14 protein-coding genes and 1 riboswitch are annotated in these 21,470 nt (G+C 66.0%); of the genes, 6 read left to right on the forward strand and 8 right to left on the reverse strand.

What is annotated here, in order from left to right:
• Positions 1-408: 408 nt before the first annotated feature.
• The 3 genes from K5X80_RS08330 to K5X80_RS08340 form a co-directional block, all read right to left on the reverse strand.
• Positions 409-2,334 carry a putative bifunctional diguanylate cyclase/phosphodiesterase gene (locus K5X80_RS08330; RefSeq protein ID WP_222557287.1) on the reverse strand — a complete coding sequence of 642 codons (1,926 nt, stop codon included), beginning with the start codon at positions 2,332-2,334 and terminating at the stop codon, positions 409-411.
• Positions 2,335-2,513: 179 nt separating this feature from the next.
• Positions 2,514-2,837, reverse strand: a complete 324-nt coding sequence (locus K5X80_RS08335; RefSeq protein WP_222557288.1) for a hypothetical protein — start codon at positions 2,835-2,837, stop codon at positions 2,514-2,516.
• Positions 2,838-2,967: 130 nt separating this feature from the next.
• The gene (locus K5X80_RS08340) at positions 2,968-4,122 is read right to left on the reverse strand and encodes a cell wall hydrolase (protein WP_222557289.1); all 1,155 of its coding nucleotides are present in this window, start codon (positions 4,120-4,122) and stop codon (positions 2,968-2,970) included.
• 176 nt (positions 4,123-4,298) lie between these two features.
• Positions 4,299-4,503, forward strand: a riboswitch (cobalamin riboswitch).
• A 91-nt stretch (positions 4,504-4,594) separates the two neighbouring features.
• On the opposite strand from K5X80_RS08340, the gene K5X80_RS08345 reads away from it, so the two are divergent.
• From K5X80_RS08345 to K5X80_RS08360, 4 genes are read left to right on the forward strand one after another with little or no spacing between them, the layout of a single operon-like run.
• A complete protein-coding gene (locus tag K5X80_RS08345; protein WP_222557290.1) occupies positions 4,595-6,445 on the forward strand; it encodes a TonB-dependent receptor plug domain-containing protein in 1,851 nt (616 codons plus the stop codon).
• Between the two features lie 4 nt (positions 6,446-6,449).
• Positions 6,450-7,304 carry an ABC transporter substrate-binding protein gene (locus tag K5X80_RS08350; RefSeq protein WP_222557291.1) on the forward strand — a complete coding sequence of 285 codons (855 nt, stop codon included), beginning with the start codon at positions 6,450-6,452 and terminating at the stop codon, positions 7,302-7,304.
• Complete coding sequence (locus K5X80_RS08355; protein WP_222557292.1) at positions 7,301-8,257, forward strand: FecCD family ABC transporter permease; 957 nt, start codon at positions 7,301-7,303, stop codon at positions 8,255-8,257. The genes K5X80_RS08350 and K5X80_RS08355 overlap by 4 nt, the downstream gene beginning before the upstream one ends.
• Positions 8,257-9,003, forward strand: coding sequence for an ABC transporter ATP-binding protein (locus K5X80_RS08360; RefSeq protein ID WP_222557293.1), 747 nt, complete (start codon positions 8,257-8,259; stop codon positions 9,001-9,003). The genes K5X80_RS08355 and K5X80_RS08360 overlap by 1 nt, the downstream gene beginning before the upstream one ends.
• 178 nt (positions 9,004-9,181) lie before the next feature.
• On the opposite strand, the gene K5X80_RS08365 is transcribed toward K5X80_RS08360, so the two are convergent.
• From K5X80_RS08365 to K5X80_RS08375, 3 genes are all read right to left on the reverse strand, one after another.
• Positions 9,182-11,317 carry a M3 family metallopeptidase gene (locus K5X80_RS08365; RefSeq protein WP_222557294.1) on the reverse strand — a complete coding sequence of 712 codons (2,136 nt, stop codon included), beginning with the start codon at positions 11,315-11,317 and terminating at the stop codon, positions 9,182-9,184.
• Positions 11,318-11,612: 295 nt separating this feature from the next.
• A complete protein-coding gene (locus K5X80_RS08370) occupies positions 11,613-12,038 on the reverse strand; it encodes a nuclear transport factor 2 family protein (RefSeq protein ID WP_222557295.1) in 426 nt (141 codons plus the stop codon).
• Between the two features lie 167 nt (positions 12,039-12,205).
• Entirely contained in the window at positions 12,206-12,592 is a 387-nt protein-coding gene (locus K5X80_RS08375) for a hypothetical protein (protein ID WP_222557296.1), read from the reverse strand.
• Positions 12,593-12,834: 242 nt separating this feature from the next.
• Between K5X80_RS08375 and uvrA the strand changes: the two genes are divergently transcribed.
• A complete protein-coding gene (uvrA, locus tag K5X80_RS08380) occupies positions 12,835-15,846 on the forward strand; it encodes an excinuclease ABC subunit UvrA (RefSeq protein WP_222557297.1) in 3,012 nt (1,003 codons plus the stop codon).
• Between the two features lie 1,623 nt (positions 15,847-17,469).
• Here the strand turns inward: uvrA and K5X80_RS17205 are convergent.
• Entirely contained in the window at positions 17,470-17,997 is a 528-nt protein-coding gene (locus K5X80_RS17205) for a septal ring lytic transglycosylase RlpA family protein (RefSeq protein WP_283249294.1), read from the reverse strand.
• A gap of 262 nt (positions 17,998-18,259) precedes the next feature.
• On the opposite strand from K5X80_RS17205, the gene K5X80_RS08390 reads away from it, so the two are divergent.
• Positions 18,260-18,691: a CHRD domain-containing protein gene (locus tag K5X80_RS08390; protein WP_222557298.1), complete on the forward strand. Its 432-nt coding sequence runs from the start codon at positions 18,260-18,262 to the stop codon at positions 18,689-18,691.
• Between the two features lie 1,521 nt (positions 18,692-20,212).
• Here K5X80_RS08390 and K5X80_RS08395 read toward each other — a convergent pair.
• The gene (locus K5X80_RS08395; protein ID WP_222557299.1) at positions 20,213-21,436 is read right to left on the reverse strand and encodes an argininosuccinate synthase; all 1,224 of its coding nucleotides are present in this window, start codon (positions 21,434-21,436) and stop codon (positions 20,213-20,215) included.
• Between the last annotated feature and the right edge of the window lie 34 nt (positions 21,437-21,470).

Here is a 21,470-nt window from a genome sequence, read left to right on the forward strand (position 1 = left end):
CCTGCCCTAGGCTCGTCCGTTTCCTATTGCAACCGCCAAAAACCGGGCTTGCCCAACTATTTCCGATATTGGTTCGCAAGAGCAATAGAAGGATGCTCAGCGCGCTGAAATGGGAGTGGGCCAAGCCATTCCAAGACCTTGGCGCGGTACGCACGGGTCGGACGGGGCAAGCCGTGCGATAAGGGCCGTAAGCTGCGTGAAAGGGGGTGTTATGGGGATGGGAAAGGCGATTGGGGCGTTGGAATGGCCGTTCATTCACCTGAGCCAATCCTACCCCCGCTCAGCCTGAGCGGGGGGCATTTCGAACGGGATTGGTGTGGGGGGACAGGATTGGCGCCGGGGCAGTTCAGATCCGCCACGCGCCCCCTACCGAAAAGCGCAGCGGCGAGTCGCCCGGACGAGGGGTGGTCAGAGCGCGTGCCGCATGTGCGGGTCGATATCGCGTTCGCGGGCGAGCAGCATCATGGCCAGATAATCGGGCACCGCGCGGCTGAAATAGTAACCCTGGCCGAGATTGCACCCGGCGTTGCGCACCGCCGTCACCTGTTCGACCGTTTCGAGACCTTCGGCGACGATATCCATTTCCAGCGTCGCACCCATTTCGGCGACGGCGCGGATGATCGCTTCGCTCTTGCGGCCGACATTGGGGCCGGACACGAAGCTGCGGTCGACCTTGATCTTCTTGAACGGGAACTTGTTGATGTAGCCGAGCGAGGAGAAGCCGGTGCCGAAATCGTCGAGCGCGAAGCGCACGCCCATGGCGCAGAGTTCGTCGAGGAAGCGGCCGGTGTTTTCATCGTCGCCGAGGAACAGGCTTTCGGTCACTTCCAGTTCCAGCCGCGCGGGATCGAGGCCCGCTTCGCGCAGCGCGTTCTTGATCCCCAGCGCCGCGCCGGGCGCCCGGATCTGCACCGGCGAAAGATTGACCGCCACGGTGACATCCTCGGGCCATTGCGCGCAGGCCTTGGCCGCTTGCGCGGTGATCCAGTTGCCCAGCGTGATGATGACTCCGGTTTCTTCCGCCACCGGGATGAATTCGTCGGGCCGCAGTTCGCCCTTTTCGGGGTGGAACCAGCGGACGAGCGCTTCGAACGTCTTGATCCGCCCGGTTTCGAGATCGACGATCGGCTGGAAGAAGATCGACAGTTCGTCGCGCTGGATCGCGGCGCGCAGTTCGGCCTCGATCTCGCGCCGGCGGACGAGATCGCGCGTCATCGAGGCGTCGAAGAAGCTGATCCGGTTCCCGCCCGCGACTTTGGCGTGATAGAGCGCGAGATCCGCGCTCTGCATCAGCGTGGCGGTGTCGTGGCTGTCATCGGGCAGCAGCGCGACGCCGAGCGAACCGCCGACTGTCAGCCGTTCGTTGTCGATCCGATAGGGCCGCGCGATCTGGTCGAGCACATCGCGCGCGATCCGTTCGGCATCGGAACGGGTGGAAAGGCGGCAGGCGATGATGAATTCATCCCCGCCGAAGCGGGCCACCGCGGCATGGCCGGGCAACTGCGCGATCAGCCGCCGGGCGATTTCCTTCAGCACTTTGTCGCCCACCGGATGGCCGAGCGTGTCGTTCACTTCCTTGAATCGATCGAGATCGATCCACAGCAGCATCAGTTTCTGCCCGGCGGGAAGATCGGTAATCATCCCGTCAAGCTTGTGATCGAGCCCGGCGCGGTTGGCGATGCCCGTGACCACGTCGGTATGGGCGAGAAGCTGCATCCGTTCGGCCAGTTCGGCATTGGTCTGCGCTTCGATGATCGACTGGCGCAATGTGCGGAAGACGTTCAGCGATATCGACATCATCGCCGGAAGCAGCAGCGCCACCGCCAGCGCGAGCACGAGATAGGCCAGCGATCCGATATGGACCAGGCCGATGATGACCGGGAACAGCGAGAGGAACAGTTGCCCGGCGACGATATTCGGGCGCCCGGCGTTGCGGGCGGAAATGCCGGTCCCGTAACACAGCGCCACGGCCACGGTCATCACCTGCACATGCGCGTTGACTTCGTGCCAGATGCTCAACCCCGCGACGAGGCCGATCATGAACGCATAGCTGAACGCGCCGACTTCGTAGGCGATTTCCCATTTCCGGGCGTTTTCGGGCCGAAGCTGCCGCACGCACAGGATGGCCATGCCGATGCGGATCACGGCGATCAGCGTGATCGCCGCCGCCGCCCGGGCCATGAAGCCGTGGCCGGTGACATGGGCCGCGATCAGGCTGGAAGCGACACCGTTGATCGCGCCGATGGCGAGGCTGGTGGGCTGGTTGTACAAAGTGCCGAGCAGAAGCGCGCGCACGCGGTCATCGACCGCGTTATCGCCCGTTCCGAATCGCATCAGCAATGTACGCAACCGTGAAATGAGGCCGCTCCTTTCGCGTCCAGTTGCCATGGCGTTAACCGAAAACCATAACCGAGTGGTTAAGATGCACGGGGCCGGCGATGAGGTGGGCGCGCGAAGAGTTAAGGATCAGGATGGGCGGAATCCCGCAAGCGAAGGCGGCAGTGGCGGGGCGATCAGCGCAGATCGTCGATCAGGCCGGCGATCCCTTCGGGCCCCAGATCCTGCGCCAGTTGCTTGTCGAGCAGGCGGCAGATTTCGCGCCACCAGTCGTAGGATTTGCGGTCGCCGCCGAAAAACGCGGCTCTGGCCCGTTCCCGGGCTTCATGCGGGGCGCCGAGGCCGAATTCGGAGAAGTGGCGTAGCGCGGCCCGAAGCAGCAGGTCGTGGTTTTCCCCGGTGCCGTTGTCGTTGCATGCCGCGGGCGTATCCGGGCGTTGCAGCGCCCGCGCCACGGGCGATTTCGCAGCGTCGCGGGCAGCGGCAAAATGGATGGTCATGAAAGGCCTCGCGGGAAAGAACGGAGGCCGTTTCTAGGCGATTAGCCCTAAAATAATCTTCGCAGGTATGGTTGATGCGCCGTTAACCATTTTCCGCAGAGAAGGTATAGACCGTTGAAAAACGGGGGATTCAGTGCGGCGTTGCGATCCATTCGCCGCTGCGGGCGTATTCGCTCTTAACGCTGCCGCTCTCGGGCAGGCGGGAGGCGCTGTAGAGCGTGTCGCCCCCGCGCGCTTCGATCGCGGGCGTGTAATCGGGGCGGGGCAGGGCCACCGGCGGCGGAGCGAGCGGCGCGCCCGGGGCGGGCGTGGCGGCGGTGCGCTGCAGGCTCGCTTCGTAAGCCCGGGCAAGGCCGAGCGGATCGAGCCCCGCCGTCGGATCGACCATCGTGCGTGCATGGGGCGCTGCCACCGGTTCGTTGCCGAGATAGCGGTTGGTGAACGCCGCCGGGCGGCCCGCCGCGCCGCGCCAGCTATAGAAGATATGCGCGCCGATGGTGGTCAGGCGGTTGAGACTGGGCGCCCAGTAGGGATTGACCTGGATCGTGTGGTAATGCGTCGCCAGCCCGACCGGGGCATAGACCGAACCGGCCAGCGCGGCCCGCGCCACGGCGCGGGCGCGGTCCCATGCGAAGCGGGATGGCTGGCGCGCCAGCGATCCGTCGCACGTGAACGTGAACTGGCAGCCGGTGCGGCGTTCCGATCCCTGATAGACCACGCCGCACACCGTGTTGGGGTAGGCCGGGTGGGACACGCGGTTCAGCACCACCTGCGCCACCGCGCGCTGCCCGGCATCGGATTCGCTGGCCGCTTCGTAATAGATTGCCTGAGTCAGGCAGGTGAGCGCGCGCGTTTCATCGGTCGGCGTGCCGGCGGCGAACACCGGCCGCGCCATGGCGCCGATCACGGGGCGCGGATATTCGCTGTCCCAGTGGGCGCCGGGATCGAGCGGTTGCCCGCCTGCGTCCGCCACGGCCAGTTGATCGTCAGCCAGATAATAGAAAGCGGAACCGGGGAAGCTTTCGCCCGGCGTTTCGAAGCCCATCGGCCGCGGCGCGGCGGGTTCCGCCCGGTCCAGCAGAGCGGGCAGATTCCAGCCAGAAGGCGCGGCGAAAGCGGGCACCGCCATCGCCGCCGCCAGCATCGCAAAGCGTTGTCCGCCGATGCCGGACAAGCGTCCGCGCCGCCCGGCCAGCCCGCGCGCACGGCGCCCGAAGCGGCCGCGAAAATCGCTGGGCCGGTCTTCGGTGAAGGCGGGCGATAGGATCAACGATGAGCCTTTCATGCGGCGGGGCGTAAGCGCGCTGCGGCGCGTAGCGGCAATCCGGGCAAAAGACACCCCCCGGCTGCGTAACGTCCCGTAGCGGCACAAGGTAACCAAATCGTTACCATGCCCGCAGGTAGAGATTTGCGCGGTTTCATCCGGCCTGCTTGCGTAATGGTGCGTTGCGGCATAAGGGGCGCTCACGTCATGGGTTGCCCGGGGTGCGTTTCGCGCTCCGAGCCGAAGAGGGAAGCCGGTGCGAATCCGGCGCTGCCCCCGCAACTGTGACCGGGGAATGCCCCTTCCATTTTGCCACTGGCCATCCGTGCGAGCGGGGCCGGGAAGGCGAAAGGGGTGTGACGATCCGGGAGTCAGGAGACCTGCCCATGAAGTCGTTCAGCCAACGGGCGGGGTGGACCCTAGGCGGCGATCGGGGCGGCAATGACGCATGACCTCTCGCTACGGACGGCATTCGTTCGTTGGAGTAGGTTTGATGCATAAGTATTTGTTGTTTCTGGGAACCAGCCTTGCCGTGGCGCAGCCCGCACTGGCCGATGATGGCGAAATCGTCGTCACCGCCACCGGCCTTGCCCAGCCCGCCGAAAGCGCGCCGCAATCGATCACCGTCATCACCCGCAAGGAAATCGAGCAGGTGCAGGGCGCCGATGTCACCCGTGTGCTGACCCGCCTGCCGGGCACCACGTTCACGCGCACCGGCCCGATGGGCGGGGTAACGCTGATCGGCGTGCGCGGCGCGCCGGCTGGGCAGACACTGGTGCTGATCGATGGCGTGCCGTCCGGCGATCCGTCCACCACGGGCGGCGAATTCGATCTGGCGCAGCTTGCCACCGGCACTATCGACAGCATCGAATTGCTGCGCGGGCCCAATTCGGTGGTCTGGGGATCGCAGGCGATGGGCGGGGTGATGAACATCACCACCCGGATCGAAAACGGGGTGAGCGGCAGTGTGGAATACGGCGGCGCCGACCGGGTGACCGCGACAGCCGCCGCCGGGCTCAAAGGCGAACGGTTCGAAGCCGGGGTTTCCGGCAGCTTCGTCGATACCGATGGCTATTCCGCCGCCGCCAACGGCACGGAGAAGGACGGTTATCGCCAGTACAATATCGCGGGCCGCGCGCGTTACCGGGTGACGGATGCGCTCTCGCTCACCGCCAATGCCCGCTACAGCCAGGGCAAGGCCGATCTCGATGGCTACCCGGCGCCGACTTATACGTTTGCCGACACCGACGCGACCGAGAAGCTGCGCGTCTGGTCGGGCCGCATCGGCGCGGTTTATGAAACGGAAGGCCTGCAGCTCAACGCGGGCTATGCGATCACCGATAGCCGGAGAGAAGGCCGCGATCCCGAAGACCCATGGGGTAATTACACGTTCAAGGGCCGGTCGGAACGGGCCGAATTGTTCGGCCGCGTGGCTTTGCCCGCGCGGTTCGCGCTCAATTTCGGGGGCGCTTACGACTGGAGCGAATTCCGCAACGGGTTCGAGGAAGGCAAGGCCGAAAACGGCAGCATCCACGCGCTGCTCGGCTATTATGGTGATCGGTTGGTGGTGACGGGCGGCGTGCGCTACGACCATCACACCGATTTCGGCGGCGAATGGACGGTGGGCGCCAACGCCTCCTACGAAGTGGTGCGCGATCTGCGCCTGCGCGCGGCCTATGGCGAAGGGTTCAAGGCGCCGACGCTGTATCAACTGCTGTCGCAGTACGGCAATCCCGCTCTCAGCCCCGAACGCAGCAAGAGCTACGAAGTGGGCTTGAGCTATGCCGAACGCGGTGCGCCGGTCTATGCCGCGATCACCGCGTATCGCCGCGACGCCAGCGACCTGATCGACTTCTTCAGTTGCTGGACGGGCAACGCGCCGCTGTGCGCCACGCGGCCCGATGGCTTCTACTACAATGTCGGCAAGGGCCGCGCGCAGGGGCTGGAAATGGAAGTCGCTCTGCAATGGACCCCGACGCTCACCAGCAATGTGGTCTATAGCTACGTCCACACCGAAAACCGCACGGCCGGCGACCCCAATCGGGGTAACCGCTTCGCCCGCCGCCCGGCGCATATGATCACCGGTTCGCTCGACTGGGAAACCCCCATCGGCCTTGCGCTCGGGTTCGATCTGCGGGTGGTCGGCAGTGCATGGGACGATGCGGCCAACACCACCCGGCTGGACAGCTATGCCCTGGGCGATCTGCGCGCCAGCTATCGGGTCAACGACACGGTGGAACTGTTCGGCCGGGTCGAAAATATCTGGGATCAGCGCTACACCATCGCGGGCGGATATGGCACCCAAGGGCGCGCGGCCTATATCGGCGTGCGGCTGAGGAAGTGATCCGATGAAGCAGGGGGCGTTTCTCGCGCTGGCATGCCTCGCTTTTGCGGGGTGGGCCATGGCGGGATGCGCCCCTGCGGCTGCGCCGGGTGAAAGCAGCCGCGGGCCGATGATCGTCTCGCTCAATCCGTGCAGCGATGCGGTGCTGGCCGAAGTGGCCGATCCGGCCCAGATTCTGGCGATTTCGCATTATAGCCACGATCCGCGCGCCAGTTCGATGCCGCCGGATCAGGCGCGGCGCTTCCGCAGCACCGGCGGAACGGTGGAGGAAGTGATCGCGCTGAAACCCGATGTGGTGATCGCGGGCGCATTCCTACCCCCTGCCACGCGCGCCGCGTTCGGGCGGCTGGGTATCCGCGTGGAAAGTTTCGATATCGAACATACCGTGCCCGAAAGCCTGGCGCGCGTACGCCGGATCGCCGCGATTGCCGGGCATGCGGATCGGGGCGAAGCGCTGGTCCGCCGGATCGGGCGGGCGCTGGCCGCCGCCGCGCCGCCGCCGGGCGAACCGCCGCTGCGCACGATCCTGTGGCAATCGGCGGGGATCGTGCCGGGAGAGGATGCGCTGGTCAGCGACATGTTGCGGCGCACCGGCTTTGCCAGCCAGTCGGCCGCGCGCGGGCTGCGCCAGGCGGATTACCTGCCGCTGGAAGAAGTGCTGATCGACCCGCCGCACCTGATCCTGACCGCCGCGACCCCCGGCGACGGGGAGGACCGGATGCTGAGCCACCCGGCGCTGAGGGCGCTGGCGGGCACGCGGCGGGCGCATTTCGATGCCGGGCTGCTCTATTGCGGCGGGCCGACGCTGATCCGCGCGGCGGACCGGCTGGCGGCGATCCGCCGGGAAGCGGGCGCATGACGCTCAACCGCGCCAGTGTGGTTCTCGCATTGCTGCTGCTGGCGGCGGTGCCTTTGTCGTTGCTCGCCGGGCGGGTGTGGATCGACCCGTGGACCACGCCCAACGCGGCGGTGGTGCTGATGGAACTGCGCCTGCCGCGCGCGGTGCTGGCGGTGGTGATCGGGGCCGGGCTGGGCACGGCGGGCGCGGCGATGCAGGGCTATCTGCGCAATCCTCTGGCCGATCCGGGCCTGTTCGGGATTGCGCCGGGTGCGGCGCTGGGCGCGGTTCTGGCGATTTTCCTCGGGCTGACGGGGCCGTGGTTCCTGCCGCTGTTCGCGCTGGCAGGCGCGGCTTCGGCCATGGCGCTGCTGGCGCTGATCGCCGGGCGCAGCGGCGGCATCGCGCTGTTCACGCTGGCGGGCATGATGCTGGCGAGCCTGACCGGCGCGCTGACTTCGCTGCTGATCAGTTTCGCGCCCAACGCGTTCGCGGTGGCGGAAATCGTCACCTGGCTGATGGGCGCGCTGACCGACCGGAGCTGGCCCGATGTCTGGCTGGCCGCCCCGCTGACACTCGCGGGGATCGTGTGCTTCGCCATGGCCGGGCGCGGGCTCGACGCGCTGACTCTGGGGGAGGCGGCGGCCCGTTCGCTGGGGATGGAACCCGCGCGGTTGCAGGCCTGGCTGATCGCGGGCGTCGGGCTGGCGATCGGATCGGGCGTGGCGGTGGCCGGGGTCGTCAGCTTTGTCGGGCTGGTGGTGCCGCATCTGGTGCGCCCGTTGACCGACCGGCGGCCTTCCTCGCTCCTGCTTCCCAGCGCCCTGGCGGGTGCGCTGCTGGTGCTGGTGGCCGATTGCCTGTGCCGCATCCTGCCGCTGGTCACCGAACTGCGGCTGGGTATTGCGCTCAGCCTGCTGGGGGCGCCGTTCTTCCTCGTGCTGCTGCTGCGGATGCGGCGGGGGCTGGTGTGATGCTGGCGGCGCAGGACATCACGGTGACGCGCGGCGGCCATCCGGCGCTGCACGGCGTTACGGCGGCACTGCGGCCGGGCATGGTCACCGCGATCTGCGGGCCCAACGGGGCGGGTAAGTCGACACTGCTGGCAACGCTCGCCGGGCTGCTGAAACCGCAGGGTGGCACAGTCACGCTGGATGGCGCGCCGCTGGCCGCGCTGCCCCCGCGTGCCCGCGCGCGGGCGATCGGGTTCCTGCCGCAGGCGGGCGAAGTGGCGTGGGACATGGCGGTGGCGCAACTCGTCGCGCTGGGCCGTCTGCCGCATGGCGATGCCCAGGGGGCCGGGCGGGCGCGGATCGACGCGGCGTTGGCGGCGATGGCGCTGGAACCGCTGGCCGCGCGGCCGGTGTCGCGCCTGTCGGGCGGCGAACGGGCGCGGGTGCTGCTGGCGCGGGTGCTGGCGGGCGATCCGCGCTGGATTCTGGCGGACGAGCCGTTGGCCGCGCTCGATCTCGCGCATCAGATTGCCTTACTGGCCCGCCTGCGCCAAGCGGCGCGGGACGGTGCGGGCGTGGTGCTGGTGGTGCACGATCTGGCGCTGGCGATGAACCATGCCGACCGGGTGCTGGTGCTTGATCGCGGGCGGCTGGCGGCCGACGGCCCGGCGGGCGAAGCGCTGGCGGAGGAGGTGATCGCCCGCGTCTGGGGCGTGGATGTGCGCTGGCTGGGCGAACCGGGCGCACGGGCGCTGGTGACCGGGTAGCGGGTTCGTCTGCTGAACCGGGCTGGCGGGAACAGGGGATGTTCTCGCCTCGGGACGCAATTCCCTCTTTCCCCGGCACCACCCCCGCTCGGCCTGAGCGGGGCAAGGGTAATATGGCGAGGAGGTGGTGCGAGAGGGGGGGCAGTGCTTTGGCTAGCCCCGCCACCCACACCCTCGCTCATTTCTTCCCGTCGTCCGCGTGGAGCCCGCGTGCTTCGACCATGGCATCGATACGCGGGTCGCGCCCGGCGTAGGCGCGATAGAGTTCGGCATAGTCCATGGTGTTGCCCCGGCTGAGCACTTTGGCGCGGAACGTGTCCCCCGCCGCGCGCGTCAGCCCGCCGCCGTCGTTCATCAGATAGGCGAAGGCATCGTGGGCGATCATTTCTGTCCACAGGTAGGAGTAATAGCCCCCCGCATAGCCGTTGTCCCAGATATGGCGGAAATAGGTGCTGTGATAGCGCGGCGGGACCAGATTGGTGCGCAGCGCCAGGCTGTCGAGCGCGCGTTTCTCGAACGCCTGGGCATCGGGCACCGTCTGGCCCGCTTTGAGCATATGCCAGTTCATGTCGAGCAGCGCGGCGGCGACCACTTCGCCCAGGGCATAGCCCTGATTGAAATTCTTCGCTTTGGCGATCTTGTCCATTAGCGCGGGCGGGATGGTTTCGCCGGTCTGGTAATGCTTCGCATAGTGCGCCAGCACCACGGGCTGCGTGGCGAAATTCTCGTTGAACTGGCTGGGGAACTCCACGAAATCGCGCGCGGTGTTGGTGCCCGAAAGCGAGGGATATTCCTGATCCGCGAACAGGCCGTGGAGGCCGTGGCCGAATTCGTGGAACATGGTGATGACATCGTCCCAGCTCACCAGTTGCGGCTCGCCGTCCTTGGCCTTGGGGATGTTGAGCACGTTGTAGATCACCGGCCTGGTGCCCATCAGCCGCGACTGTTCGACGAAATTGCCCATCCATGCGCCGCCCTGCTTGTTGGGCCGGGCGAAGGGATCGAAATAGAACAGGCCGAGATCGCCGCCATCCTTGTCGCGCACGGTGTAGACCGTCACATCCGGGTGATAGACGGGCAGATCGGTGCGCTTCTCGAACGAGAGGCCATACATCAGGTTGGCGGCGTAGAAGACCCCGTCTTCCAGCACGCGGGTGACTTCGAAATAGGGCTTCACCTGCGCCTGATCGAGATCGTATTTCGCCTTGCGGACTTTCTCCGAATAGAAATCCCAGTCCCACGGGCGGACGCTGAAATCGCCGCCCGCATCGGCAATCGCCTGATCCAGTTCGTTGGCTTCCACCAGTTGCTTGTCGGCCAGCGGGGTGACGAGCCGGGCCATGAAATCGAGCGCTTCGGCCGGGGTCTTCACCATCCGGTCATACATCACCGAAGTGGCATAATCGGGATAGCCGAGCAGCGCGGCCTTGGTGGCGCGCAGTTCGGCCATTTTGGCGATGATCGCGCGAGTGTCGTTCGCATCCCCGCGCGAGGTGCGGTTGACGCTTGCCTCATAGAGCCGCCGCCGCGTTTCGCGGTTGGTCAGGCTGGCAAGCTGCGGCTGCTGCGTGGTGTTGACCAGCGTCAGCACGTATTTGCCGGGCAGCTTGCGGTCGCGCGCGTCGGCCGCGGCGGCGGCGATTTCCGCTTCGCTCAACCCGTCCAGTTCCTCGCGCGTGTCCACCACCAGCGCGGCGTCTTTGGAGGCCTGCGTCAGCTTCTGCGAAAATTCGGTGCCGAGCGAGGAAAGCTGCTCGTTCAGCGATTTGAGCGTCGCCTTGTCGGCATCGTTCAATTGCGCCCCGGCATTGACGAACCGTTCGTATGTGGTTTCGAGCAGGCGGGCCTGTTCGCCCGTCAGCCCGAGAGCGGCGCGATTGTCGTAAAGCGCTTTCACCCGGCCGAACAGTGCGGTGTTGAGATAGATTTCATCGGTGTGCGCGGCCAGCTTGGGCGAAACCGCCTTTTCCACCGCGTCCAGCGTGTCGTTGGTGTTGGCCCCGACCACGGCGAAGAACGCCGACAGCGCGCGGCTGAGCAACTGGCCCGACCGTTCCATCGCCACCAGCGTGTTGTCGACCGTCGGCGCGGCGGGATTGTTGGCGATCGCGGCGATTTCCGCCTGATGCGCGGCCATGCCTGCCGCAATGGCCGGTTCATAATCGCTATCCCTGATTTTCGAGAAGTCCGGCGCCTCGAACGGCAGAGGGGACTTTTCGGCGAAGGGGCCGGTGTAGGGCGCGGCTTTCGCCGGTGTCAGCTTGGCGGCCTTGGTGACGGCTTTCGCGGCGGGCTTTTCGGCGGCGATGGACATGGCAGGAACACTCGCAATGGCAAGAGCGGAGGTGGCTGCAAGCAGCATCTGACGGAATGACACGGAACGATTTCTCCTGTTCGCTCAGTCTGATGGAATGTGGGAGGTTTGCCGCAAGCTGCAAGGTTTGAACAGGGGCGAAGGTGATGGTTATCCCGGCTTAGGTGGCGGGCGTCCTTCGACAGGCTCAGGACGAGCGGGTCCTGGTATGATTGGCCCCGGCAAGGGATCAGGCACAAGGTCCGTTCGTCCTGAGCCTGTCGAAGGACGCGCACCCACGCCCGCCCCCAAAAAATCAGGCGATATTGTGCATGAAAGCGCGCACCTGGGTGCGGGCGCAAATGCGCCAGCCTTCCGCCGTGCGGGTCAGTTCGTCCTCGTAGAACAGACCGGCGAAAGTGGTGTGCTCGCCATCGTCGGGCGTGGCGGCGGTCAGCGGGACGATGGCGGCGGAGCGCGCCTGCGCCGTGTCGCCGTCCAGATCGATGATGACGGTGGTCGAAACGTGTTCCGACGTCTTGAGGCTTTCGAGCGTGGGGCGCAGGTGCGCCTCGACATCGGCAACGCTGCCGACCGGGCCGCCGAACGCGGCGAAATCCATTTTCGCATCGGGGGTGAACAGCGCGCGATAGGCGGGCCAGTCCTGCCGGTCGAGCGCGTGGCAATAGCGGGCGAGCAGTTCGTTGATCTCCATCCGGTCGGAGATCTCGCGCAGATCCATGGGGCAATCCTCTCTGATATGTTTTTACGGGTTATCGGTGCGTACACCCTATGCGCGCTCGCGGCCCGTTCGCACAGGGGAAATGCCGTGTGTGGGGAAACTCCCTCGTCATTCCCGCCTGCGCGGGAATGACGATTAGGAGAGAGGTGGGGCAATCCGCCCGAGCGTCAGTAGCCCGCTTCGCAGCGCGCGCGGTCGCCTCGCCGGCAGGCTTTGACTGCTTCTTCCCAGCGCGCCATGGCGGCGGCGTGATCGGCGGCGGCCTTGGCGGCGGCGGCTTCCTGCTGCTGGATGATCGCTTCGCGTTCGCGCACCGCTTCGTCGTGGGCCTGCTGGCTCGCCGCGTTGGCTTCGAGCTGCGATTGCGCGGCGGCGGCCTGTTCCCGATTCAGCCGTTCGCGGGCCTGTGCATCGGGATCGGGCGCATCCGCCATGGCCTCGGCCAGCGATCCGTCCTGCGGGGCCGCGTCTTGCGCGGATGCGAGAGCGGGCAGGCCGAACAGCGCGCAGGCGGCGCCAAGCAGGAGAGCCTTGTGGGGCAATGCGATTTTCATGCGATACTCCAGTCGATGACAGGCGGCGAACATGGGGCAAAGCGCCGCGCCATGCAATCGGGCACGCGCGGCCGTTGCCTGCGCGGGGGCGGGCGGGCCGCCAGAACGGCGGTGGAGCGCGCCTTTGCGCGGGGTTCCGCACGCTCTTGACCTGCGCGAACATTTGAGGAACAAGTTGCGCGCCGGAGATGCGATGCGCGCGCCTCTGGACTCCTGACCTCAGAGACCCCAGATCGCATCCCATGGCACTTACCACCATTTCCGTCCGCGGCGCCCGTGAACACAATCTCAAGGGCGTGAACATCGATCTGCCGCGCGACAAGCTGATCGTCATCACCGGCCTGTCGGGCTCCGGCAAATCGAGCCTCGCGTTCGACACGATCTATGCCGAAGGGCAGCGCCGCTACGTCGAATCGCTCAGCGCCTATGCGCGCCAGTTCCTCGAAATGATGCAGAAGCCCGATGTCGAACATATCGACGGGCTTTCCCCGGCGATTTCCATCGAGCAGAAGACGACCAGCCGCAATCCGCGCTCCACCGTCGCCACGGTCACCGAAATCTACGATTACATGCGCCTGCTGTGGGCGCGGGTGGGGGTGCCCTATTCGCCCGCCACCGGCCTGCCGATCGAAGCGCAGACCGTTTCCAACATGGTCGACCGGGTGATGGAACTGCCCGAAGGGACGCGGCTCTACCTGCTCGCCCCGGTGGTGCGCGCCCGCAAGGGCGAATACCGCAAGGAACTGGCCGAATGGCAGAAAGCGGGCTTCACCCGCGTGCGGATCGACGGCGAAATGTTCGAGATCGAAAACGCCCCCGCGCTCGACAAGAAATACAAGCACGATATCGAAGTGGTGGTGGACCGCCTCGCCGTGCGCGAAGGGATCGAAACGCGGCTGGCCGACAGTTTCGAAACCGCGCTCAAGCTGGCCGAAGGGCTCGCCTATGTCGATCTGGCGGATGGGACTGTGGCAGACGTCGGTGCGCGTCCTTCGACAAGCTCAGGACGAGCGGATGGGGGTAAGGGATCAGGCACAAAGTCCGCTCAGCCTGAGCCTGTCGAAGGCCACGCGCCATCGGCAGCCCAATCGCTGACCGCCGGGATCAAAGGCGCGGGCATTCCGGCCAACCGCATCGTGTTCAGCGAAAAATTCGCCTGTCCGGTCAGCGGTTTCACCATCGAGGAAGTGGAACCGCGCCTGTTCAGCTTCAACGCGCCGCAGGGGGCCTGCCCGGCCTGCGACGGGCTGGGCGAAAAGCTGCTGTTCGATCCGCAACTGGTGGTGCCGAACGAGAATCTGACGTTGAAACAGGGGGCCGTCGTCCCCTGGGCCAAGAGCAATCCGCCGTCGCCCTATTACATGCAGGTGCTGTCCAGCCTCGCGCGGGCCTACCAGTTCGACCTGACGACGCCGTGGAACGAACTGGCGCCGGACCAGCGCACGATCATCCTCCACGGCACCGGCGGGATGCCGGTGGAACTGACGTTCAAGGACGGCAAGAAGGAATACACCGTCGCCAAGCCGTTCGAAGGGGTGATCGGCAATCTCAACCGCCGCATGCTGCAAACCGACAGCGCCTGGATGCGCGAGGAACTGGCCAAGTACCAGACCGCGCAACCGTGCGAGACCTGCGGCGGCAAGCGGCTGAACGAGAAAGCGCTGGCGGTGAAAGTCGCCGGGCAGGATATCGCCGGGCCGACCCAGCTTTCGGTGTCCGATGCGCTCGCCTGGTTCGGTGGGCTGGAACAGCAGCTCACGCCCCAGCAGCAGCAGATCGCCCGCGCGATTCTGAAAGAGATCAACGAGCGGCTGGGCTTTCTCAACAATGTCGGGCTCGACTATCTCAATCTCGACCGGACGAGCGGCACGCTCTCGGGCGGGGAAAGCCAGCGCATCCGCCTCGCCAGCCAGATCGGCAGCGGGCTTTCGGGCGTGCTCTACGTGCTCGACGAGCCGAGCATCGGCCTCCACCAGCGCGACAACGACATGCTGCTGGAAACGCTGAAGCGCCTGCGCGATCTCGGCAACACGGTGATCGTGGTGGAGCATGACGAAGACGCCATCCGCGCCGCCGATTACATCGTCGATCTCGGCCCCGGTGCGGGCGTGCACGGCGGCGAAGTGGTGGCCGAAGGCACTTTGAAGCAGGTGCTCAAAAGCAAGGCCAGCCTCACCGCCGCCTATCTGAACGGCACCCGCGAAATCGCCGTGCCCAAGACCCGGCGCAAGGGCAACGGCCACAAGCTGACGGTGCACGGCGCGCGGGCGAACAATCTCAAAGGCGTCACCGCCGCGATCCCGCTCGGCACGTTCACCTGTATCACCGGCGTGTCCGGCTCGGGCAAGTCCAGCTTCACTATCGACACGCTCCATGCTGGGGCGGCGCGTGCGCTCAACGGCGCGCGGGTGATCGCCGGGCCGCATGACAAGATCACCGGGCTCGAACATTGCGACAAGGTGATCGAGATCGACCAGTCGCCCATCGGCCGTACCCCGCGTTCCAACCCGGCGACCTACACCGGCGCGTTCACCCAGATCCGCGACTGGTTCGCTGGCCTGCCCGAAAGCGAGGCGCGCGGCTACAAGCCGGGGCGGTTCAGCTTCAACGTCAAAGGCGGCCGGTGCGAGGCGTGCCAGGGCGACGGGCTGATCAAGATCGAAATGCACTTCCTCCCCGATGTCTACGTCACCTGCGAGGAATGCCACGGCAAGCGCTACAACCGCGAAACGCTGGAAGTGAAATTCAAGGGCATGAGCATCGCCGATGTGCTCGACATGACGATCGAGGACGCGGAGGAATTCTTCAAGGCCGTGCCCCCGATCCGCGACAAGATGCACATGCTGAACGAAGTCGGCCTCGGCTATGTCAAAGTCGGCCAGCAGGCGACGACGCTTTCGGGCGGGGAGGCGCAGCGGGTCAAGCTGGCCAAGGAACTCAGCCGCCGCTCCACCGGGCAGACGCTCTACATTCTCGACGAGCCGACCACCGGCCTGCATTTCGAGGATGTGCGCAAGCTGCTCGAAGTGCTGCAACGGCTGGTCGACCAGGGCAACAGCGTGGTGGTGATCGAACACAATCTCGATGTCATCAAAGTGGCCGACTGGATCGTCGACCTCGGCCCCGAAGGCGGCGTGCGCGGCGGCGAAATCGTCGCGGAAGGCACGCCCGAAACAGTGGTGAAGGAGAAGCGCAGCTACACCGGGCAGTATCTGGCGCCGTTGCTGGGCAAAGTGCGGGAAGCGGCGGAATAGCGGCGAACATCAGGTCTGCCGCTCGTCTACCATCGTGCTGCTTATGCGCGGGTTCTTTTAAGGCGCGCGCGTCCTTCGACAGGCTCAGGACGGGCGGGTGTGGGGAGAGTCACTTGAGTGAGCCGGTCCTGTATGAAGGAGACTTTCGAGAGCCCGCCATAAGGATCGGGCACAAAGTCCGCTCGTCCTGAGCCTGTCGAAGGACGCGCGCATACCATAAGTTCCTATTTTGTTCTTTCCTACAGCCCCCCATCCGGCATATCTGATGTGATTTTCTTCCCATGATGGAGGCAGATCATGTCCGACAGCGTTTCGCAGACCCCCGCCGCGCCGGTGCTCACCGGGCCGGGCGGGCAACCGTTACAGTACTGGAAGGGGTGGGCGTTCTTCTACGACGATCAGGGCGGGCTCGTCCGCGTGCGGGAGGCGGACCGGCCCGAGGAATACCACACCAGCGCGGAGCAGCCGGAAGGCGAAGCGGCAGGTGCGGCCCAGGGCGACAGCCCGGCGTGCACGGCAACGGGCGATCTCATGGCCTCACCCCACGCCTGTCTCGACGCGCCGGACCGCGATGGAGACGGCACGGAGGACGAGGATTGCCTGTTCGCGGAGGATGCGCCGGACGACGAGGACGCATGGGCCGAAGGCGAATGGGATGAAGACGGGGACTGGCCGCTCTCCGAAGAGGCGGAATGGGATGAACCGGCGGCCGACGCGGGCGAAAGCGACCTCGTGTTCGCCCGGTTGCCCTATGCCGCCACCCAGGCCGTGGCTCTGCCGCTCGGTCCGCATGGTTTCACGCCGGAGCGGCGGGTGCTGTTTGCCGAGGAACTGGCGGCGAGCGGCAATGTCCGGCGGGCCTGCGCGGTGGCGGGGGTTTCCCGGAACACCGCCTACAAGGCGCGGCGGCGCGATCCGGTGCTGGCGCAGGCGTGGGATGCGGCGCTGACGCTGGCCGCGCGCCATGTCGGGGAAGTGCTGGCCGAACGCGCGCTCGACGGGGTGGAGGAACCGGTGTTCTGGCATGGCGAAGTGGTCGGCACGCGCCGCCGCTATGACACGCGCCTGCTGCTGGCCCATGTCGCCCGGCTGGATATGCTGGCGAGCCGCCGCCCGGCCGCACTGGCCGCCGGGCGGTTCGACGAGTTGCTTGCCCGGTTGGGCGGGATGGAGTCCGCGCCCGAACTGACCGCCCCGCTGCCGTCATCCGTCGGGGATTGCCCGGAGATCGATTCCTCGCGGCGTGTGCCGGGGCTCGCTCTCCCGCGCGGGGAATGGTGTGCCCATGCGGTGCGCCATGCCGAAGACGCAGCAATGGCGCAGGCCGATGCGGAAGGCTGGAGCGAGGCGATGTGGGAGGACCGCAGCCCCGCGCTCCACCATGCCGCCAGCGTGGATGCGGAAGCGCGCTGGGATGCGCACCGCGCGGCGGCCTGCGCTTATGTCGACAGGCTGGAAGCAGCGGCGCGGGATGGACGCGAAGCCCCGATGGAATATAAGTCGCTGCACGGGCTGGCGGGTGGGGAGGCGGATTGCCTCTGGCCGGAGGAGGCGGAAAAACGGGCGCCGGACTGTGTCACCCCTGTCACCCCCTCACGCCTTGCGCCGGGGGGCGGTGAACCGTCAGCGGTCGAGCAGAGCCAGTTTGACCGGGCCGTGCCCGGCGGCGACGAGGCCGATCTGGCGGGCGGCGGCTTCGGATACGTCGATCAGGCGGCCACGGGTGAAAGGGCCGCGATCGTTGATCCGCACTACCACCGATTTGCCGCTTTTCGGGTTGGTCACGCGGACTTTGCTGCCGAAAGGCAGCGTGCGGTGGGCGGCGGTCAGTTCGTCGGGATTGAAGCGTTCGCCGCTCGCCGTGCGGCGCCCGGCCAGTTCATCCCCGTAATAGCTGGCCATACCGGTGCCCAGTTCGGTCGCTTCGGGATCGGCCGGCTGGGCTTCGACGAGCGGGGCGCTGGCCAGCGTATCGAGCTGCGGGCCGCTGCCGGCGTTTTCGGTGAGAGGGGCGGGGGCCTGGATATCGGCGAGGCCGAGCGTGCGGTGATCTTCGGCTTGGGCTGAAGCGGTCAGCCCGGCGGTGGCCAGAACGAGTGTTCCGACAAGGGGCAGCAGGCGCGCGACGCGTCCTGTCCGATGCATTGCCATGTCCCTTCCGTCCGTTGAACCCGGCAGCGGCGTATAGCAGTGCGGCGCGCGCGATGGGCCCCCCGCGGGCTCGCTTCACCCCGTCCGGGCAGCGGTTCATCGGGAATCCATCGGCGGATTTCGGCCGCGAAATGCTCTCGCGGCCGCGAATCGATCTGGTGAGGGGGGCGATTCTCCTTTCCCCACCGGGGCCCGCGGGTGTATGTTTTGGCACGGAAACCCGGCTGCGGAATGCAGCGAAAACAGGAAGAAGGAGTGCGTGATGACAAAGGCGGTATGGCTGCTCGGCGGCCTGGTGGCGGCGGCGCTGACCACGGCCCCGGCGCTGGCGGCGGAAGTGAAGCTGGCGGCCACTCTTAACGGCGCAGCGCAGACCGGCGGCGGCGATACGGATGGCTCGGGCGCGTTCGCGGGCGAGATCGATCCGGACAGCGGCGATCTGTGCTACACGCTCACCGTCAAGGATATCGCCGCGCCGACCATGGCCCATATCCACAAGGGCGCGGCGGGCAGCGACGGCAGCGTGGTGGTCACGCTCAACATCACGGGCAACGATGGCGACGAATGCAGCGCCCTCCAGCGCGACTTGGCCAAAGCCATCGTGGCGGCTCCGGGGGATTACTACGTCAATGTCCACAACGCCGAATTCCCCAAGGGCGCCATTCGCGGCCAACTGGCCGTGGCGGCGCCGTAACGGAACGGCGGGCAGGCGAGGCTGCGGGCGACGCGCGCTCTCAGCCTCGCCGATCCGGGGGCTCTCCTTTGAGGCGTTGCCGTCGGGCTGAACGGATGAGGGCGTGGTGCAGGCCCGGCCGCCCCGCTCAACGCGATTGGTGATTTAAACAGGTGTTTCGTCATTCCCGCGCAGGCGGGAATGCAGTTCTGCCGTCGCCTCTGGCTTCCATCTGCGCGGGAATGACGGGAGGAGGGGATGTCCTCACCTTGCGGCACAATTCCCTCATACCCCGGCACCCACCCCGCTCAGCCTGAGCGGAAGTGGTTCGTTCAAGGGCCCTTCCGCCGGATTGAGAATTGCGCGTGGGGCAGGATGGATGCTGAACCAAGTTCAGCATGACGAGGAAGGAAGATGGGAAGGAGAACAACGAAAAGCAGTGCCCAGCCACGATACCATGAACGCGCTTTTCCCAGACGCGTCGATAAGCACCCGATTGGCCGGGCAGCGAAGCAGGGCTGCCTGTCCGGTGCCGTTCGCGACCGAAGCCAAGGCATGAAGGAATATCCGGGGCCGGCGATTACCGGACAAACTTATGATTAAGTGGCGACGCCCTGCGCCCGTACCTCATGCATTGAGGGAGGACATGTGGGCAAATATTGCGGGAAAGGATGAGGGAGAGACCGCCGAGGCCGAGCGAGACCGGACAGGTTCACGGTGGAGTGGTAATGCCGAGGAACGCCTTGCATCTGAACGGGTGGCTGCGAACATTGCGGCGTCATCGGGAGCCGGGCAGGCAAGCAGTCGCGGGATGCGAGAAGGAACGCCGAGGCTGATGGCAGAGCGGCAATGCCAGGGGGAGTGTACCACCACCCGAACGTAGCAGCGTCACCGGAAGCCGGAGAGGAGGACGGCGGTATGGCGAGAGAGCGAAGGCATGGGACCACTATTGCGCAAACCCGCTGTCGCACGCCAATCCGCGCCCCATACGGCAAATGGGGTCAGCGCGGACGCTGGCCCCATTACCACCGGTTGCGCACCGGCGTCTGGTTCGAGGGAACCTATCAGCCCGGCGCTCGCGCCGGCACCGGTCCCGTCAGGCGGGCTGGATTGATCCGGGGATCTTTCCTTTTCCGCCTGGCGGTTCCGTAACCGGTTATCTCAACTGGTGCTTCACCTGGTTTTGAACGTGCCCGAAGGCTGCTCATCTCCATCCGCGCCGGTTGTGATGTCCCGGTTTGTCAACGACCGGCCAACTCGCTCTCTTCGGTTCGCCACTGCCTCAGCCCATAGGCGTCAGAAAGGCGTGTTTTCCAAAAGCGCGGGGCCATGCCGCCGCATCGTTACGGTTCCGAACTTTCCTTACCCTTCAATCCCTTGCGGGGTTTCCGGGAGGGGGTTCTTCCCGTCTCGACAAGTAGAAGGTGCACCCAAAGAGTGAGTCGTTCAAGCGAAAAACGCGCTTATTTATCCACTTTCCCGCAATATGCCAGTGGACAAGCGTGGATAACTCAACGACTCACCGCAAAAGGCGCGATTGCCTTAGCGGTCGCGCTTGGCGAGCAGGCGCAAACGCAGGGCGTTGAGCTTGATGAAGCCTTCCGCGTCCTTCTGGTCGTATGCGCCCGCGTCGTCCTCGAACGTGACGTGGCGTTCGGAGTAGAGGCTGTTCGGGCTCTTCCGGCCGACCACGCTGGCCATCCCCTTGTAGAGCTTGAGCCGGACGGTGCCGGAGACCTTTTCCTGGCTGGTGTCGATCGCGGCCTGCAGCATTTCGCGCTCCGGCGCGAACCAGAAGCCGTTGTAGATCAGTTCGGCATACTTCGGCATCAGCTCATCCTTGAGATGCGCTGCGCCGCGATCGAGCGTGATCTGCTCGATCCCACGATGGGCCCGGGCGTAGATTTCGCCGCCCGGCGTTTCGTACATGCCGCGGCTCTTCATGCCGACGAAGCGGTTCTCGACCAGATCGAGCCGGCCGATGCCATGCTTGCGGCCCAGTTCGTTGAGCGCGGTCAGCAGTGTGGCCGGGCTCATCGCCTCGCCGTTCAGCGCCACGCCGTCGCCCTTCTCGAAATCGATGGTGATGTATTCCGGCTGGTCCGGCGCGTCTTCCGGATTGACCGTGCGCGAATAGACGTAGTCCGGGGTTTCTTCCCACGGGTCTTCCAGCACTTTGCCTTCGGAGGAGGTGTGCAGGAGATTGGCGTCTGTGGAGAAGGGGCTTTCGCCGCGCTTGTCCTTCGGCACCGGAATCTGGTGCTGTTCGGCCCAGGCGATCAGCGCGGTGCGGCTGGTGAGATCCCATTCGCGCCACGGCGCGATCACTTTGATATCCGGATCGAGCGCATAGCACGACAGTTCGAAGCGCACCTGATCGTTGCCCTTGCCGGTCGCGCCGTGAGCCACTGCGTCGGCCCCGGTTTCCCTGGCGATTTCGATCAGCCGCTTGGAAATCAGCGGGCGGGCGATCGAGGTGCCGAGCAGGTAATCGCCTTCATAGCGGGCGTTGGCGCGCATCATCGGGAAAACGAAATCGCGCACGAATTCCTCGCGCAGATCGTCGATATAGATATGCTCGGGCTTGATCCCCATCAGTTCGGCTTTCTTGCGCGCCGGTTCAAGCTCTTCACCCTGGCCGAGATCGGCGGTGAACGTGACCACCTCGCAGTTGTAGGTCACCTGCAGCCATTTGAGGATCACGCTGGTGTCGAGGCCGCCGGAGTATGCAAGGACGACGCGCTTGATATCGGAATTCTTCGCCATTTGGGGCTGCGCTCCACTAGAGAAATCGGGGCGC

The organism is Caenibius sp. WL (genome assembly GCF_019803445.1).
GTDB lineage: Bacteria > Pseudomonadota > Alphaproteobacteria > Sphingomonadales > Sphingomonadaceae > Caenibius.